This is a genomic window from Dactylosporangium fulvum (assembly GCF_025137375.1).
Classification (GTDB): domain Bacteria; phylum Actinomycetota; class Actinomycetes; order Mycobacteriales; family Micromonosporaceae; genus Dactylosporangium; species Dactylosporangium fulvum.
In genome coordinates, this window is record NZ_CP073720.1 from 9,370,675 (window position 1) to 9,386,863 (window position 16,189).

The 16,189-nt window shown below is 70.2% G+C and carries 13 protein-coding genes; 3 read left to right on the forward strand and 10 right to left on the reverse strand.

The genetic code is table 11. The features are described from left to right. Positions 1–106: 106 nt before the first annotated feature. The 9 genes from efeB to Dfulv_RS43200 all read right to left on the reverse strand — a co-directional run bounded on the left by efeB (position 107) and on the right by Dfulv_RS43200 (position 10,708). Entirely contained in the window at positions 107–1,366 is a 1,260-nt protein-coding gene (efeB, locus tag Dfulv_RS43160) for an iron uptake transporter deferrochelatase/peroxidase subunit (RefSeq protein WP_259859594.1), read from the reverse strand. A gap of 59 nt (positions 1,367–1,425) precedes the next feature. Then, positions 1,426–2,565: an iron uptake system protein EfeO gene (efeO, locus tag Dfulv_RS43165; protein ID WP_259859595.1), complete on the reverse strand. Its 1,140-nt coding sequence runs from the start codon at positions 2,563–2,565 to the stop codon at positions 1,426–1,428. Positions 2,566–2,600: 35 nt separating this feature from the next. Continuing rightward, positions 2,601–3,455 carry an iron uptake transporter permease EfeU gene (efeU, locus tag Dfulv_RS43170; RefSeq protein ID WP_259859596.1) on the reverse strand — a complete coding sequence of 285 codons (855 nt, stop codon included), beginning with the start codon at positions 3,453–3,455 and terminating at the stop codon, positions 2,601–2,603. 123 nt (positions 3,456–3,578) lie between these two features. Next, on the reverse strand, positions 3,579–5,069 hold the full coding sequence (gene ahcY / locus Dfulv_RS43175) for an adenosylhomocysteinase (protein ID WP_259859597.1): 1,491 nt from the start codon (positions 5,067–5,069) through the stop codon (positions 3,579–3,581). A 742-nt stretch (positions 5,070–5,811) separates the two neighbouring features. Next, the gene (gene manA / locus Dfulv_RS43180; RefSeq protein WP_259859598.1) at positions 5,812–6,954 is read right to left on the reverse strand and encodes a mannose-6-phosphate isomerase, class I; all 1,143 of its coding nucleotides are present in this window, start codon (positions 6,952–6,954) and stop codon (positions 5,812–5,814) included. Between the two features lie 2 nt (positions 6,955–6,956). Then, complete coding sequence (locus Dfulv_RS43185) at positions 6,957–7,919, reverse strand: cation diffusion facilitator family transporter (RefSeq protein WP_259859599.1); 963 nt, start codon at positions 7,917–7,919, stop codon at positions 6,957–6,959. Continuing rightward, positions 7,916–9,118, reverse strand: a complete 1,203-nt coding sequence (locus Dfulv_RS43190) for an SIS domain-containing protein (protein ID WP_259869318.1) — start codon at positions 9,116–9,118, stop codon at positions 7,916–7,918. The genes Dfulv_RS43185 and Dfulv_RS43190 overlap by 4 nt, the downstream gene beginning before the upstream one ends. Before the next feature lie 5 nt (positions 9,119–9,123). Beyond that, positions 9,124–9,318, reverse strand: coding sequence for a Trm112 family protein (locus Dfulv_RS43195; protein ID WP_259859600.1), 195 nt, complete (start codon positions 9,316–9,318; stop codon positions 9,124–9,126). 25 nt (positions 9,319–9,343) lie between these two features. Beyond that, entirely contained in the window at positions 9,344–10,708 is a 1,365-nt protein-coding gene (locus Dfulv_RS43200; protein WP_259859601.1) for a phosphomannomutase/phosphoglucomutase, read from the reverse strand. Positions 10,709–10,832: 124 nt separating this feature from the next. On the opposite strand from Dfulv_RS43200, the gene Dfulv_RS43205 reads away from it, so the two are divergent. After that, a complete protein-coding gene (locus Dfulv_RS43205; RefSeq protein ID WP_259859602.1) occupies positions 10,833–11,804 on the forward strand; it encodes a cation diffusion facilitator family transporter in 972 nt (323 codons plus the stop codon). A 15-nt stretch (positions 11,805–11,819) separates the two neighbouring features. Here Dfulv_RS43205 and Dfulv_RS43210 read toward each other — a convergent pair whose 3' ends face one another. Further along, positions 11,820–13,244: an aldehyde dehydrogenase family protein gene (locus Dfulv_RS43210; RefSeq protein ID WP_406567878.1), complete on the reverse strand. Its 1,425-nt coding sequence runs from the start codon at positions 13,242–13,244 to the stop codon at positions 11,820–11,822. 105 nt (positions 13,245–13,349) lie between these two features. Here Dfulv_RS43210 and Dfulv_RS43215 point away from each other — a divergent pair, with 105 nt between their 5' ends. Together Dfulv_RS43215 and gabT are read left to right on the forward strand one after the other, a co-directional pair. Next, positions 13,350–14,780 carry a gamma-aminobutyraldehyde dehydrogenase gene (locus Dfulv_RS43215; protein WP_406567879.1) on the forward strand — a complete coding sequence of 477 codons (1,431 nt, stop codon included), beginning with the start codon at positions 13,350–13,352 and terminating at the stop codon, positions 14,778–14,780. Further along, complete coding sequence (gene gabT, locus Dfulv_RS43220; RefSeq protein ID WP_259859605.1) at positions 14,780–16,105, forward strand: 4-aminobutyrate--2-oxoglutarate transaminase; 1,326 nt, start codon at positions 14,780–14,782, stop codon at positions 16,103–16,105. Before Dfulv_RS43215 ends, gabT begins: the two co-directional genes overlap by 1 nt. Positions 16,106–16,189: the final 84 nt, after the last annotated feature.

A 16,189-nucleotide genomic window follows, 5' to 3' on the forward strand; every position in this document is an offset into this window, starting at 1 on the left:
ACGATTTTCCGGCCTGGATGGACGCTGCGCGGTTCAAATATTACAGATGGTGAAAGTAGATCTTGGGGATACGAGTCCGAAATGCCCCGGAAACAATCCCCCGTATCTACCCGAATAGCGCACGCCCCCAGTAGTCGTCGGCCGCCTTGATGCCCGAGGGGCAGGCGAACAAACCACTTGACACATGGCGGATGTACTCGTTGAGTGCGTCCTGCCGGGCGAGCTGCGTCTGCATCGGCACGAACTGCTTGCGCGGATCCCGTTGGTATGCAATGAAGAACAGCCCCGCGTCGAGACGGCCGAGCCCGTCGGAGCCATCGACGAAGTTATACCCCCGGCGTAGCAGCCGGGCGCCGTTGTTGAAGTCGGGGTGCGCCAGCCGGACGTGGGAGTCCATCGCGATGGCGGGCTCGCCGTCGCTGCCGACGGCGGCGAAGACCGGCTCGTCGAACTCCTTGCTCTTGCCCAGCGGCGCGCCCTCGCCCTTGTCACGGCCGATGATCGTCTCCTGCTCGCCGAGTGACGTGCGGTCCCACGTCTCGATGAGCATGCGGATCTTGCGGGTGACGACGTAGGAGCCGCCGGTCATCCAGTCCGGCCCGTCACCCGGCTGGACCCAGAGCTGCTCCTGCAGCAGCTTGGTGTCCTCGGCCTTGAGGTTGGCGGTGCCGTCCTTGAAGCCGAACAGGTTGCGCGCGGTGGTCTGGCTGCGCGAGGTCGACGAGGTGCGCCCGAAGCCGAGCTGGGACCAGCGCACGCTCACCACACCGAAGCCGATCCGGGCCAGGTTGCGCACGGCGTGGACGGCCACCTGCGGATCGTGCGCGCACGCCTGCACGCAGAGGTCGCCGCCGGAGATCTCCGGCTTGAGCGCGTCCTTCGCGAAGCGCGGCAGGTCGGCGAGGGCCGGCGGCCGCTTGTCGGCGATGCCGAACCGGTCCCTGCCCTCGGCGTCCCGGAAGAGCGTCGGGCCGAAGCCGATGGTCAGCGTCAGCCCGGACGGCGGCAGACCCAACGCCTCGCCGGTGTCGTCCGGTGCCGCCTCGGGCGCGCCGTTGACCGCGCCGATGCTGCCCGCGTCCTTGCCGGCGGTCATCCGGGCCGCCGCCATGGTCCACTTCTGCAGCAGCTCGACCAGGTCCTCCTTCTTGTCGGTGATGACGTCGAAGGCGACGAAGTGCAACCGGTCCTGGGCCGGCGTCACGATGCCGGCCTGGTGCTCACCGTAGAAGGGGATGGCCGCGCCGGCGTCGGCCGCGTGAGCGGAATGGTTCACCCCGTCGAACACCTGCGTGCCGACGACACCCGCGGCCGCGGCGCCGAACGCCCCTGCACCGGCGAGCCCAAGCATCTTGCGGCGGTCCATGTCCAACCCTCCATGATGGATGGCCGCGAGGGTGGGAGCCCCCGCGGCCACTTCGCCTGCTACTTGCCGGCGACCAGCGGGGCGACCTTGCTGATCGGCTCCGCCAGCGCGTTGATCGAGTCACCGAGCGACTTGAGCTCGTCCTGGTTCAGCTCGTTGTGCAGCTTCCAGCCGTCGCCCTTGCGGTGCTTGTCCAGCTCGGCCTGGGCCGCGGCGAACTTGTCGTCGAGGGTCTTCGCCAGCGCGGCGTCCTTCTCCTCGATCACCGGCCGGAGCGCGGCGATCGCGGCCTTCGAGCCCTCGAGGTTGGCCGCGAAGTCCCACAGGTCGGTGTGCGAGTAGCGGTCCTCCTCACCGGTGATCTTGCCGGTGGCGACCTCGTCGAGCAGCTCCTTCGCGCCGTTGGCGAGCTGGAGCGGGGAGAGTTCGACGGTGTTGGCCTTCTCGACGATCGTCTTCACGTCGGCGAGCAGCTTGTCGGCGATCGGGCCGTCCTTGCTGACGTCCTTGTTGACCCACAGGTCCTGCTCGATCTTGTGGAAGCCGGTCCACTCCTCGCCGGGCTCCAGGTCGCCGTCGCGCGCGTCGATCGCCGGGTCGAGGTCGCCGAAGCTCTCCGCGACCGGCTCGATGCGCTCCCAGTACGTGCGGGCGATCGGGAACAGCGCCTTGGCCTTCTCGATGTCGTTGGCCTTCACCGCGTCGACGAACTCCGTCGTCTTCTCGATGAGCGCGCCGGTCTGGCTCTTCACGTACCGCTGGTAGTCCTGCGTCGCCTGCTTGAGCTTGGCGTCGTCGGTGAGCGGCTTCGAGTCGCCGGTGGCCTTGAAGCCGCCCCGGATGCCCTTGCCGATCATTCCCGGCTTGCACGCCGTCTCGTAGGTGCCGGCCGGCAGCTCCACAATGAGCTCGCGGGTCAGGCCGGGCGCGATGTTCTCGACCTCGCCCATGATCCGGTCGCCGGACGCGTACACGTAGAACTCGGTGACCTTGCCACCCTTGTTGTTGATGGCGAAGGTCACCGGACCGGCCGACGCCTCCGTCTTCGAGACGTTGCACTCGGTGTCGGTCGCGGTGACGGTGATCTTTCCGCCGCCGGCCGCCGCGGTGTCGTCGCCGGCCTTGTCGTCGCCGCAGGCCGTCAGGCTCAACGCGGCGACGCCGGCGGCGCCGAACGCGAGCAGTCGTGAAGTGCGCATGGTTCTCCTACGAAGAGGGGGTACTGCGGGGTTTCTCAGGCGCTCGTGTTGGCCGGCTCCGGTGCCGGTTTGGGCGCGGCCGGCTGCTGCTTGCGCAGCAGCGGCAGGAGGAAGAGGACGAGGACCGGGATGCCGTAGGCCACCCAGGCGACGGTCTCCAGGACCGTCGGCTGCGGCGTGAAGTTGAACATGCCGCGCAGCAGTTCCGCGTACCAGGCGTCCGGGGGGAGCGCCTTGGTCAGGTCGAACGCGTAGGTGTTGATGCCCGGCACGAGCCCGCTCTCCTGCAGGTCGTGGACGCCGTACTTGAAGATGCCGGCGGCCACGAGGACAAGCAGCGCACCGGTCCAGGTGAAGAACTTCGTGAGGTTGATCCGGATAGCGCTGGCGTAGAGCAGCCAGCCCAGCACGACCGCCGTCAGCAGGCCGAGGCTGATGCCGATCAGCGGCTGTGCGGTGTCCTTGGCGCCTTGCGCCGCGGCGTAGAAGAGGATCGACGTCTCCAGGCCCTCGCGGATCACCGCGAGAAAGGCCATGCCGGCGACCGCGAACGTGCCGACCTGGATCGCCTCTTCGAGCTTGCCGCGCAGCTCGGCGGCCATGCGCCGGGCCATCCGGCGCATCCAGAAGATCATCCAGGTGACGAAGACGACGGCGATGAACGATGCGACCGCCTCGAACGTCTCCTGCTGCTCGAAGCTCAGCTCCGCGGCGCCGACCTCGAGCAGGGTGGCGAAGCCGATGGAGATCGCGGCTGCGGCGGCGACGCCGGCCCAGACCCACTTGAGCAGATGCCTACGGTCACTCTTGACCAGAAACGCCACGAGGATCGACACGACCAACGTGATCTCGAGTCCTTCGCGCAGTCCGATCAGGTAGATCGCGGTCATGCGGAACTCCGTAGGTTAGCAGTACCTAAGTTAGGTCAGCCATACCTTAGACCTGGTTTGAGGCCGTATTCAAGCGGGGGCCCGGCCGCGTGACGCGACCGGGCCCCCGTTGAGCTGCAGTGATCAGTAGCGGTAGTGGTCGGACTTGAACGGGCCTTCGACCGGCACGCCGAGGTATTCGGCCTGCTTCTTGGTCAGCTCGGTGAGCTTGACCCCGAGGGCGTCCAGGTGCAGCCGGGCGACCTTCTCGTCGAGGTGCTTGGGCAGGGTGTACACCCCGACCGGGTACTCGTCGATCTTGGTGAACAGCTCGATCTGCGCGATGGTCTGGTTGGCGAAGCTGTTGGACATCACGAAGCTGGGGTGCCCGGTGGCGTTGCCGAGGTTGAGCAGCCGACCCTCGGACAGCACGATGATCGAGTGGCCGTCGTCGAACTTCCACTCGTCGACCTGCGGCTTGATGTTGATCCGGGTCACATCGTCACGGCGGGCCAGACCGGCCATGTCGATCTCGTTGTCGAAGTGGCCGATGTTGCCCACGATCGCCTGGTGCTTCATCCGGGCCATGTGCTCGGCGGTGATCACGTCGAGGCAGCCGGTCGCGGTGACGAAGATGTCCGCGGTCTCGACCACGTCCTCGATCGTCGCGACCTGGTAGCCGTCCATCGCCGCCTGCAGCGCGCAGATCGGGTCGACCTCGGTCACGATCACCCGCGCGCCCTGCCCGCGCAGCGACTCCGCGCAGCCCTTGCCCACGTCACCGTAGCCGAACACGACCGCGACCTTGCCGCCGATGAGCACGTCGGTGGCCCGGTTGATCCCGTCGATCAGCGAGTGCCGGCACCCGTACTTGTTGTCGAACTTCGACTTGGTCACCGAGTCGTTGACGTTGATCGCCGGGAACAGCAGCGTGCCGCTGGTCTGCATCTCGTACAACCGGTGCACACCGGTCGTGGTCTCCTCGGTCACGCCCTTGATCCCGGCCGCCACCCGCGTCCAGCGCCGGTTGTCCTCGGCCAGGGACCGCTGCAACAGCTGCAGGATCACCGCATACTCCTCCGAGTCCGCGGTCTCCGGCGACGGCACCGCACCGGCACCCTCGAACTCGGCACCCTTGTGCACCAGCAGCGTCGCGTCACCGCCGTCGTCGAGGATCATGTTCGGACCCTGCCCGTCCGGCCACAGCAGCACCTGCTCGGTGCACCACCAGTACTCCTCCAGGGTCTCGCCCTTCCACGCATACACCGGCACACCCGCCGGACGCTCCGGCGTGCCCTCCGGACCGACCGCGATCGCCGCGGCCGCGTGATCCTGCGTGGAGAAGATGTTGCAACTGGCCCACCGCACCTGCGCACCCAGCGCGGTCAACGTCTCGATCAGCACCGCGGTCTGGATCGTCATGTGCAGCGAGCCGGTGATCCGCGCACCTCGCAACGGCTGCTGCGCGGCGAACTCCCGACGGATCGCCATCAAACCGGGCATCTCATGCTCGGCAAGCTGAATCTCCTTGCGCCCGAAGGCCGCCAGGGAAAGGTCAGCCACCTTGAAATCGCCGTCGGCGACAGTCTGCGGGCGGTTTCCCTGGTCGGTCCGCGGCGGCAGCGTGCTGGTCAATGCAATCTCCTGGTCTGCATGAGGCTTTGCGGCGACTCCTCACGGTACGCGGCGAGGGTTGGGCGGCACCAATCGCCTCGGGATGGTCCAGGATGATGCAAGAATTTCGGCGCAGAACAGCGCACGGGGCGGTGAGATCGCTCCCACCGCCCCGTGCTTCCCCCCGGTTTGGTTCCCCCGCATATGGCTCGAGCTCGTTTCGAACCCTGCGTAGCTAGAAGACTACTCTTCGCAACCGGACTGTCAAGCAAAACTCCCGAATTCGGGCTAATCGACTTCGCGAGCCTCGGCGTCGGGAGAGCGGCGGTCCGCGGGCACAGCAAGCAGCGCAGGCATCGAGGCCCGCCCGCGTAACGGAAGCAGCGGCCTCAGCTTCCGGCGGTGCCTGACGGCGACGGCTGCTCGTGAGGTTCGACGCCGCGCGGCGTCACCACAAGTCGCGGCGGCGGGCGCCAGGCAACGAACGGACGCCAGGCGCGCACGAACGGACGGCAGCACGGGTAGACGCCAGCCACGGACAGACGGCGGGCGGCGCGGACCGGCGGCGCGGGCGGCGCGGACCGGCGAGGCCTCCCTGCGCCCGGCCGCAACCCGCTCACGGACACCCGGCAGCAACCCCGCCGGGCCTGCCCGTCTGCCTTCTCAGCGTCCACAGGATGGCTCGCCACGCCGAGCCGACCCGCTGCAGGTCGCCGGATCCGGAGGCGGCCGGGCGCCTGTCGCGCCCGGCCGCCGTCCGCGATCAGGGAGTGGCGGCCTGGAACGCCTCGCCGGTGCCGCTCAGCGACAGTTCCGAGCGGTGCGCCGGGGCGAACGCCGCCTGGCCCGGGGTCAGCGTCACCGGCACCACGCCGTCGTCGATCCGCACCGTGCCCCGCAGGCAAAGCACGATCCGCGGGCCGGCGCCCGGGAACTTCACCGCCGGGGTGTCGGTGCCGACGACCGCGCGGTGGAGAGTGAAGTCCTGGATCGGCACCGGGTAGGCCGTCAGGCCCGGCGCCAGCTCCACCGGACGCGTCACAGGGTCGGCGAGGACCTCGAAGCGGAGCACCCGCAGCAACTCGTCGACGTCGACGTGCTTCGGGGTCAGGCCGCCCCGCAGGACGTTGTCCGACGCCGCCATGATCTCGATGCCGACGCCCTTCAGGTATGCATGGAGGTTGCCCGCCGGCATCCAGACCGCCTCGGTAGGCCGGAGCCGCACCCGGTTGAGCAGCATGGCGACGATCACGCCGGCGTCGCCCGGGTATTGCTGTGCCAGCTCGACCGCCAGCGCGTAGGAGCTGTGCTCGCGGGTGCGCGGCCGGCAGGCGGCCACCACGTCGTCGACCAGCTCGGCGTCGGGGTGGGCGAGCAGGCCGCGCACCGCGTCGTGCAGGGCCGCGGCCGGGTCCGGCAGGCTCAGGGCGTCGATCGTCGACTTGAGCCGCGGGACAGCCAGCGCTGACAGGTCGCGGGCGGTCTCCGCCGGGTCACGGAACCCGCACAGCGCGTCGAAGTCGGTGAGCGCGACGAGCATCTCCGGCTTGTGCCAGGCGTCGACGTAGGACGCGTGGCCCGCCGCGAACCGCTCCTGCGCCTGCCGCAGGTCCGGGTGGGCCTGCAGCGACAGCGGCTGGGCCGCGGCCAGCACCTTGAGCAGGAACGGCAGCCGAGGCCCGAACCGCTCGACGCTGGACTCGCCGAGCAGCGTGACCGGATCGGCGGCAATGGCGTCGACGAGCGACGAACCGCTCACCGAGAGCCGGGACGGGCTGGCCGGATGTGCGCCCATCCACAGCTCCGCCTCCGGGTCGGCCGTCGGGGCCGGGCGTCCTTGCAGGGTCGCGATCGCGGTGTGCGACCCCCATGCGTACTTACGGATCGGGCTCTCGAGCAGTTCCACCGCTAATGCGCCTCCGCCGCGGACGGGGCCACCGGCTCCTTGCCGGCCCTCCCCGCCTGGTAGATATCGGGCTCCAGGTAGATGACACGGGCGATCGGCACGGCCTTGCGGATGCGGGACTCGGCCGCGTCGATGCCGTTGGCGATCTCCTCGGCGGTCTCGTTGTGCCGGACCGCGATCTTCGCGGCGACCAGCAGCTCGTCGGGGCCGAGGTGCACGGTCCGCATGTGGATCACGCGCTCGACCTCGGGCCCGTCGGTGATGGCCTTCTCGATCGCGTCGACCTGCTCGTCGGTGGCCGATTCGCCGACGAGCAGGCTCTTCATCTCGACGGCGAGGATCGCGGCGACCGCGATCAGCAGGACACCGATCGCGGCTGTGCCGATGCCGTCCCAGATGCCGTCGCCGGTGATCAGGGTCATGCTCACGCCGAAGAGCGCCAGGACGAGACCGACCAGGGCGGCGAAGTCCTCGAGCAGGATGACCGGCAGCTCGGGCTGCTTGGCCCGCCGGATGAACTGCCACCAGCCGGCGTCGCCCTTGACCTTCGCGGTCTCGATGATGGCCGTGCGGAACGAGAAGCCCTCCATGACGATGGCAGCCACGAGCACCGTCACCGGCACCCACTGCCACGACGTGATCGGCTCCGGGTGACCGATCTTGTGCCAGGCCTCGTAGATCGCGAAAACGCCGCCGACGAAGAACAGCACGACGGCCACGATAAACGCGTAGATGTACCGCTCCCGGCCGTAACCGAACGGGTGGCGCGGAGTGGCACGCCGCTGCGCCTGGCGGCCGCCGAAGAGCAGCAGACCCTGGTTGCCGGAGTCGGCGATGGAGTGGATCGACTCGGCCAGCATCGAGGACGACCCGGTGAGCAGGAACGCCACGAACTTGGTGACCGCGATGCCGAGGTTTGCGAACAGGGCCGCAACGACAGCCTTCGTCCCACCCTCTGTGCTCATGGACTGACCAGCTCCTTCATCTCGGACACGGCAGGCACGGCCATGGGGTCGAAGCCGTGTGCGAGTCCAAGATAAATGGAGGCGAAGTCCGGCACGGCGACGAGCGACGCCAATCGTTCCAGAGCGGATCCGCCCTCGGCGGTGATCAGACTCACCCGGACACCCCGGCGTTCGGCCAGCTCCTGGACAGCCTCGGCGCGCCGCTCCTCGACAGCTGTCGGCTCGCCGTCCAGCTCCTCCTCGTCGGCGGCGAGGCCGCCGTCACGCAGCAGCACGAGCCGCAGCCGGGTCGGTCCGCCGCTCTCGTTGTCGGACGGGTCGGCGAAGATGTCCCGGTCGGCCTCGGCGAGCCCGCCGTAGACCCCGTCGAGCAGGCCGACGCGGCCGCGGCCCGCCTCGCCGAGCGCGCCGGCGACTGCCGGGTAGCGCGCGTTGGCCGACAGCGTGTCGCCGAACCGCCGTGCGGCGACCGTCGCCAGCGGCGAGGAGCCCCAGACGATCGGCACCGAGTGGGCGAGGTCGAGCGCGAGGCTCTTGCCCGGGTTGACGAACGATTCGAGCGTCATCCGGCAGCGGTCCGCGTCCGCGTCGAGGCGGGAGGCCGTCTCGGCGAAGTCCGCCTCGTTGACCTTGACCAGGCCGAGCTGGCGGGCGGCCAGCAGGACGGGCACCGCCAGGCCCCAGAGGCTGGCCCGGGCCGGGGCACGCCGCGGCACCGGGATGAACGGTGCGCGGAACCGGTCGGCGAGGGCGTGCAGCTGGGTGTCGGGCGCACCGATCGCGACCAGCCGGGCGCCCCGCCGGCCGGCGGCCTCGGCGGCGGCGAGCGCCTCCGGAGAGCGGCCGGACGCGGACACCGCGATGACCACGTCGGCGGCGCCGACCCAGCCGGGGATGCCGGCGCTGCGGTGCGCCAGGACCGGCACCGGGCAGCGCGGCCCGGCGACGGTTTCCAGGATGTCCCCGGTGCGCGCGGCAGTGCCGACACCGGCGACGACCACCGCGCGCGGCCGCCCCTCGTCGGCCAGCGAGCTCAGGTCCGTCTCGGCGGCCAGCGCCGCCGACTCCCGCACCTGGGCACCCGCCGACGCGGTGGCCCGCAGCATGCCACCGGGATCGTTGCGCTCCAGCGTTTCGGCGTTGTCCAGGAGCGCGAGGTCGATCTCCCGGTGTCCACGTACCCCGGCGGTGCCTTCCAGTGGGTTCACCGCTGGTCTCCCTCCGCGCCGGCGGGGTTCCGGGCCTCGTCGAGCAGGAGCACCGGGATGCCGTCGCGGATCTCGTAGACCCGCCCGCACTCCGTGCAGGTCAGCGTCTGCTCGTCCGCGTCGAGCGTGAGCTCGGCGTGGTGTTCGTCGGGACAGCGCAGGATCAAAAGCAAGGCGGGATCGACGGACACGCGTGCCATCTCCTTCAAGCGGTCGTCAGCGGCGGATCACACCCAGCATCTCATCGCGCAGGGCGGCCGTCCGCTCGGCGGTGGGCGCCTCAACGTTAAGCCGCAGCAGCGGCTCCGTGTTCGACGGGCGCACGTTGGCCCAACTGCCGTCCGGAAAGCTCAGCGTGATGCCGTCGAGCCGGTCCACCGGCACCGCGTAGAACTCCTCGATCTCCCGCATCTTCGCGGCGGGGTCGGCGACGGTGGAGTTGATCTCGCCCGAGGCGACGTATCGCTCGTAGTCCTTGGCCAGCGCGGACAGCGGTGTCGCCTGGCCGCCGAGCATGGCGAGCGTGTGCATGGCGGCCAGCATGCCGGTGTCGGCGCCCCAGAAGTCGCGGAAGTAGTAGTGGGCCGAGTGCTCCCCGCCGAAGACCGCGCCGGTGCGGGCCATCTCGGCCTTGATGAACGAGTGACCGACGCGGGTGCGCACCGGCTCGCCGCCGTGCTCCCGAATGATCTCGGGCACCACGTGCGACGTGATCAGGTTGTGGATGATCGTGGCGCCCGGCACCTTGGCCAGCTCGCGGACGGCCACCATGGCGGTGATCACCGATGGTGAGACGGCCTCGCCGCGCTCGTCGACGACAAAGCAGCGGTCGGCGTCGCCGTCGAAGGCCAGCCCGAGGTCGGCGCCGGTCTCGCGGACCTTCGCCTGCAGGTCGACCAGGTTCGCCGGCTCGAGCGGGTTCGCCTCGTGGTTGGGGAACGTGCCGTCGAGCTCGAAGTAGAGCGGGATGATCGTCAGCGGCAGGCCCTCGCCCAGCACCGCGGGCACGGTGTAGCCGGCCATGCCGTTGCCGGCGTCGACGACCACGGTGAGCGGCCGGATGCCGCTGAGGTCGACGAGCCCGCGCAGGTGGGCGGCGTAGTCGGCAAGCAGGCCGCGTTGCTCGACGGAGCCCTTCGGCTCGCCGGCGCGGGAGCCGGAGTCGAGCAGCTCCTGCGCCCGGGAGCGGATCTCGGCCAGGCCGGTGTCCTGGCCGACCGGCTTGGCGCCCTGCTTGCAGAGTTTGATCCCGTTGTACTGCGCGGGATTGTGACTCGCCGTGAACATCGCGCCCGGCAGGTCGAGGGCGCCGGACGCGTAGTACAGCAGGTCCGTCGAGCCCAGGCCGGCCTCCAGGACGTCGGCGCCCTCGGCGCGCGCACCGGCGGCGAACGCGGCCGCGAGCGCCGGGCCGGACTCGCGCATGTCGTGCGCGGTGACGATACGCTCCGCGAACTCCCCACGAGCACGCAGCGTCTGCACAAAAGCGCGTCCCAGCGCCTCGGCGACCGTCTCGTTGAGCTGATCGGGCACGGTGCCCCGCACGTCATACGCCTTGACGATCCGGCTCAGGTCGATCACAGTCCCGCACCCCTGTCGTGGTCGATGTTCCTACCGAGGAGCCTAGTGCGGTTGCGTTCCGTACACGTGTCAGTCCGGAGTTGCCGAGGTGAGATGGAGTAAAGGTTGTGGTACAGGATGAGGCATGGCCGAGGAAGGTAACTCTTTCCGGGCGATTCTCGCCGCGCTCGCCGCCAATCTCGGCATCGCGCTCAGCAAGTTCGTCGCATACCTGTTCACCGGCTCGTCGTCGCTGCTCGCGGAGACGGTCCACTCCGTTGCCGACACCGCCAACCAGGTGTTGCTGCTGATCGGCGGGCGCCGTGCCCGGCAGCGGGCCAGCCAGCTGCACCCCTTCGGCTACGCCCGCTTCCGGTACTTCTACGGCTTCCTCGTCACCCTCGTGATCTTCCTCGTCGGCGGGGTGTTCGCCCTCTTCGAGGGGTACGAGAAGCTGCACCACCCGAAGCCGGTCGAGTCCCCTGTCTGGGCCTTCGCGGTCCTGGGCGTCTCGATCGCCCTGGAGTCGTTCTCGCTGCGCACGGCGGTGCGGGAGGCGGAGCCGTCCCGGCACGGGCTGTCCTGGCTGCGGTTCATCCGCACCACCCGCTCGCCCGAGCTGCCCGTGGTGCTCGCCGAGGACTTCGGCGCGCTGACCGGCCTGACGTTCGCCCTGTTCGGCATCACCCTCGCCGTCATCACCGGCGACGGGCGCTGGGACGCGATCGGGACCCTGGCGATCGGCGTCCTGCTCGTCGTCATCTCGATCACCCTGTCGCAGCGGATGCGCAGCCTGCTGATCGGCGAGTCGGCCGACAACGTCACCCTCCGGCGCATCGAGGCCGCGATCGAGAGCGAGCCGCCGATCGAGCGGGTGATCCACCTGCGTACCTCGCACCTCGGCCCCGACCAGCTGCTGATCGCGGCGAAGGTGGCCGTGCCGGCGGAGGAGACCATGGCCCAGGTGGCGAAGGCGATCAACCGGGCCGAGGCGCGGATCCGCGCGGAGGTCGACCACGAGTGCTTCATCTTCCTCGAGCCCGACGTGTTCGACCAGCGGCTCTTCGAGGCCGCCGACCGGCCGCCGGGCTCCTCGCAGGAGCCCGGCTGGGACTGACCTCCCGTAACCGGCCTACAGCTGGAGGCCGGTCAGGACCATCACCCGTTCCTCGGTGTAGTCGGCCATCGCCGACGCCAGGCCCTCACGGCCGACGCCGCTGGCCTTCGCGCCGCCGTACGGCATCTGGTCGGCCCGGTAGCTGGGGACGTCACCGACGATGACCCCACCGACGTCCAGCACCCGGTGCGCCTCGAACGCACGGTCCAGCCGCCGGGTGAACACGCCGGCCTGCAACCCGTACTGCGAGTCGTTGACGGCGGCGAAACCGGCCTCGTCCGACGGGATGCGCTCCAGGACCAGCACCGGGCCGAAAACCTCTTCCGTGACGACCTTCGCCTCGGCCGGTGCCGCCGCCAGCACCGTCGGCGCGTAGGAGGCGCCCTCGCGCGTCCCGCCGGTCAGGAGCTTGGCGCCGGCCGAGACCGCCTCGGCGACCCACGCCTCGACGCGCTCGGCCGCGGCCGCGCTGATCAGCGGGCCGACGTCGGTCGCCTCGTCGGACGGGTCGCCGGTCCGCTGCCCCTCGACGGCGGCGACGAGCTTGTCGGCGAGGGTGTCGTAGTGCCGCTCGTGCACGTAGACCCGCTGGACCGCGATGCAGCTCTGTCCCGCCTGGTAATTGGAGAAGGTGGCGATGCGGGAGGCGGCCCAGTCGAGGTCGTCCCAGTCCTCGCAGACGACCACGGCCGCGTTGCCGCCGAGCTCGAGCGTGACGTGCTTGCGCGGGACCGCGTCGCGAATCTGCCAGCCGACCGGGCCGGAACCGGTGAACGACACGACCGGCAGCCGGGGGTCGGCGACGAGGGCGGCCGCGCGATCGTTGGGGATCGGCACGATCGACCACATGCCCTCGGGCAGGTCGGTCTCGGCGAGGATCTCACCGAGCACCAGCGCGCTCAGCGGCGTGGCCGGGGCGGGCTTGAGCACGATCGGCGCACCGACCGCGAGCGCCGGCGCGACCTTGTGCGCGACCAGGTTCAGCGGGAAGTTGAACGGCGAGATGCCGAGCACCGGGCCGCGCGGCACCCGCTTGACCAGGGCGAGCCGGCCGGTCGCGATCGGGTCGGTGTCGAGACGCTGCACCGCGCCGGAGAAGCGGCGGGCCTCTTCCGCCGCCCAGCGGAACGTCGAGACGGCGCGGCCGACCTCGGCACGCGACCACTTCAGCGGCTTGCCGTTCTCTGCGGTGATCAGCTTCGCGATCTCCTCGGCGCGCTCCTTCAGCCGGGCGCTCACGTGGTCGAGCGCGGCGGCGCGGGTGCTGGCCGGAAGCGCGGCGGCCACCGGTGCCACGGCCGCGGCGGCGGCCACCGCCTCCTCCACCTGCTCCGGGGTGGCATTGGCGGTGCTGCCCACCGGGCGCCCGTCATACGGATGCCGGATCTCGACGACGTCGTCACTGGCGGCCGGGCGGCCGGCGATGTAGAACGGGGTCACGATCCCCATCCTATGCCCGTTCACGGCGCGGAAACAGTTGCTCAAGGGGTTGTGCACTGCGGATTCGATGGAAAGATGTGGCTGCCGGCACTCAAAGGAGTGGACATGACCAAGCAACTGCAGAACTTCGTCGACGGCGCGCACGTAGCTCCCGCCGATGGCCGCTATTCCGACCTGATCGACCCGTCGACCGGCGAGGTCTTCGCCGCGGCGCCCGTGTCCGGCGCCGAGGACGTCGATCGTGCGATGAAGGCGGCCGCGAAGGCCTTCGAGACGTGGCGCGACGCGACACCCTCGGAGCGCCAGCGGGCGCTGCTCAAGCTCGCCGACGCCATGGAGGACCGCGCCGCCGACATCATCGACACGGAGGTGCGCAACACCGGCAAGCCGCGCGCACTCACCGCCAGCGACGAGCTGCCGCCGTCGGTCGACCAGATCCGGTTCTTCGCCGGCGCCGCCCGCGTGCTCGAAGGCAAGTCCGCCGGGGAATACATGACGGGCCACACCAGCTACGTGCGCCGCGAGCCGATCGGCGTCTGCGCGCAGGTGACCCCCTGGAACTACCCGCTGATGATGGCGGTCTGGAAGATCGCGCCGGCCCTGGCAGCCGGCAACACCGTCGTGCTCAAGCCGTCGGACACGACCCCGGCCTCCACGCTGCTGCTGGCGGAGATCGCGGCCGAGTTCCTGCCGCCGGGCGTGCTCAACGTCGTCACCGGCGACCGCGACACCGGCCGGGCCCTGGTCTCGCACCCGACGCCCAACTTCGTGTCGATCACCGGCTCGGTCCGCGCCGGCCGCGAGGTCGCCGCCGCGGCGGCGCCGTCGCTCAAGCGCACCCACCTGGAGCTCGGCGGCAAGGCCCCGGTCGTGGTCTTCGACGACGCCGACCTCGCCGCGGCGGCCGAGGCGATCGCCGTCGCCGGCTACTTCAACGCCGGCCAGGACTGCACCGCGGCGACCCGCGTGCTCGCCGGCCCCGGCATCTACGAGGACTTCGTGGCCGCGATCAGCGAGCAGGCCGCCGCGACGAAGACGGGCGCGCCGGACGACGAGGACATCCTCTACGGCCCGCTGAACAACGCCAACCAGCTCGCCCGCGTCGGCGGCTTCATCGACCGGCTGCCCGACCACGCGAAGCTCAACACCGGCGGCGCCCGGGTCGGCGACAGGGGCTTCTTCTACTCCCCCACGGTCGTCTCCGGCCTGCGCCAGGACGACGAGATCATCCAGGACGAGGTCTTCGGCCCAGTCATCACCGTGCAGCGGTTCACCGACGAGGACGAGGCGGTCCGCTGGGCCAACGGCGTCGAATACGGCCTGTCGGCGTCGGTCTGGGCCAAGGACCACGGCCGCGCGATGCGCATGACCCGGCGCCTCGACTTCGGCTGCGTGTGGGTCAACACCCACATCCCGATCGTCGCCGAGATGCCCCACGGCGGGTTCAAGCAGTCCGGCTACGGCAAGGACCTGTCCATGTACGGGCTGGAGGACTACACCCGCGTCAAGCACGTCATGCACAACATCGAGCTGTGATGTCGCTGTCCTCAGACCTCCACAAGCGCCGCACCGCCGCCGTCGCGCGAGGTGTCGGCAGCATGATCACGTCCTATGTGGACCACGCCGGGGGCGGCACGCTGACCGACGTGGACGGCCGCGAGTGGATCGACCTGGCGGCCGGCATCGCGGTCACCAACGTCGGCAACGCCGCACCGCGGGTCGTCGAGGCGGTGCGGCGGCAGGCCGAGCGGTTCACCCACACCTGCTTCATGATCGCGCCGTACGAGAGCTACGTCGCGGTCTGCGAGCAGCTGAACTCGCTGACGCCCGGGGCGTTCGAGAAGCGGTCGGCGCTGTTCAACTCGGGCGCCGAGGCGGTGGAGAACGCCGTGAAGATCGCCCGGCACGCGACCGGCAGGCAGGCCGTCGTCGTGTTCGACCACGCGTACCACGGCCGGACCAACCTGACGATGGCGCTGACGGCGAAGTCGATGCCATACAAGCACGGCTTCGGCCCGTTCGCCGGGGAGATCTACCGGGTGCCGATGTCGTACCCGTTCCGCGACGGCCTCACCGGGCCGGACGCGGCAGCCCTGGCGATCAACATGATCGAGAAGCAGGTGGGCGCCGACCAGGTCGCCGCGGTGCTGATCGAGCCGATCCAGGGCGAGGGTGGCTTCGTGGTGCCCGCGCCGGGCTTCCTGTCGTCGCTCTCGGCGTGGGCCAAGGCGGCAGGCGCCCTCTTCGTCGCCGACGAGATCCAGACCGGGTTCTGCCGCACGGGCGACTGGTTCGCCTCGACGTTCGAGGGCGTGGAGCCCGATCTCATCACGACCGCGAAGGGCATCGCCGGCGGCCTTCCGCTGGCGGCCGTGACCGGGCGGGCGTCGATGATGGACGCGGTGCACGTCGGCGGGCTGGGCGGCACGTACGGTGGCAACCCCGTCGCCTGCGCGGCGGCGCTCGCGTCGATCGAGACGATGCGGGAGCTGGACCTGTGCGCCGCCGCCCGCCGGATCGAGTCGGTGATGCTGCCCCGCCTGCGTGCGATGGCGGCGGACCACCCGTTCATCGGCGATGTCCGTGGCCGGGGCGCGATGCTGGCGATGGAGATCGTCGTGCCGGGCTCGGCCGCGCCGGGCGCGCTGACGGCCGAGCGGGTGCACGGCCGGGGTGCCCCGCTGGGCGCGACCCCGGATCCCGCGCGGACGGCAGCGATCCAGAAGGCGGCGCACGAGGCGGGCCTGCTGCTGCTGACCTGCGGCACGCACAGCAACGTGATCCGCTTCCTCCCGCCGCTGGTGATGGACGACACGACCCTGAAGCAAGCCCTGACCCTGCTGAAGTCAGCGCTCGGATGACGACCGCGCCCCTTTCACGCGATCTTGGAGTTGTGGTCCTGACTATTTCGGTTTATGTCGGACAAGTTAGGGACCACAACTCCA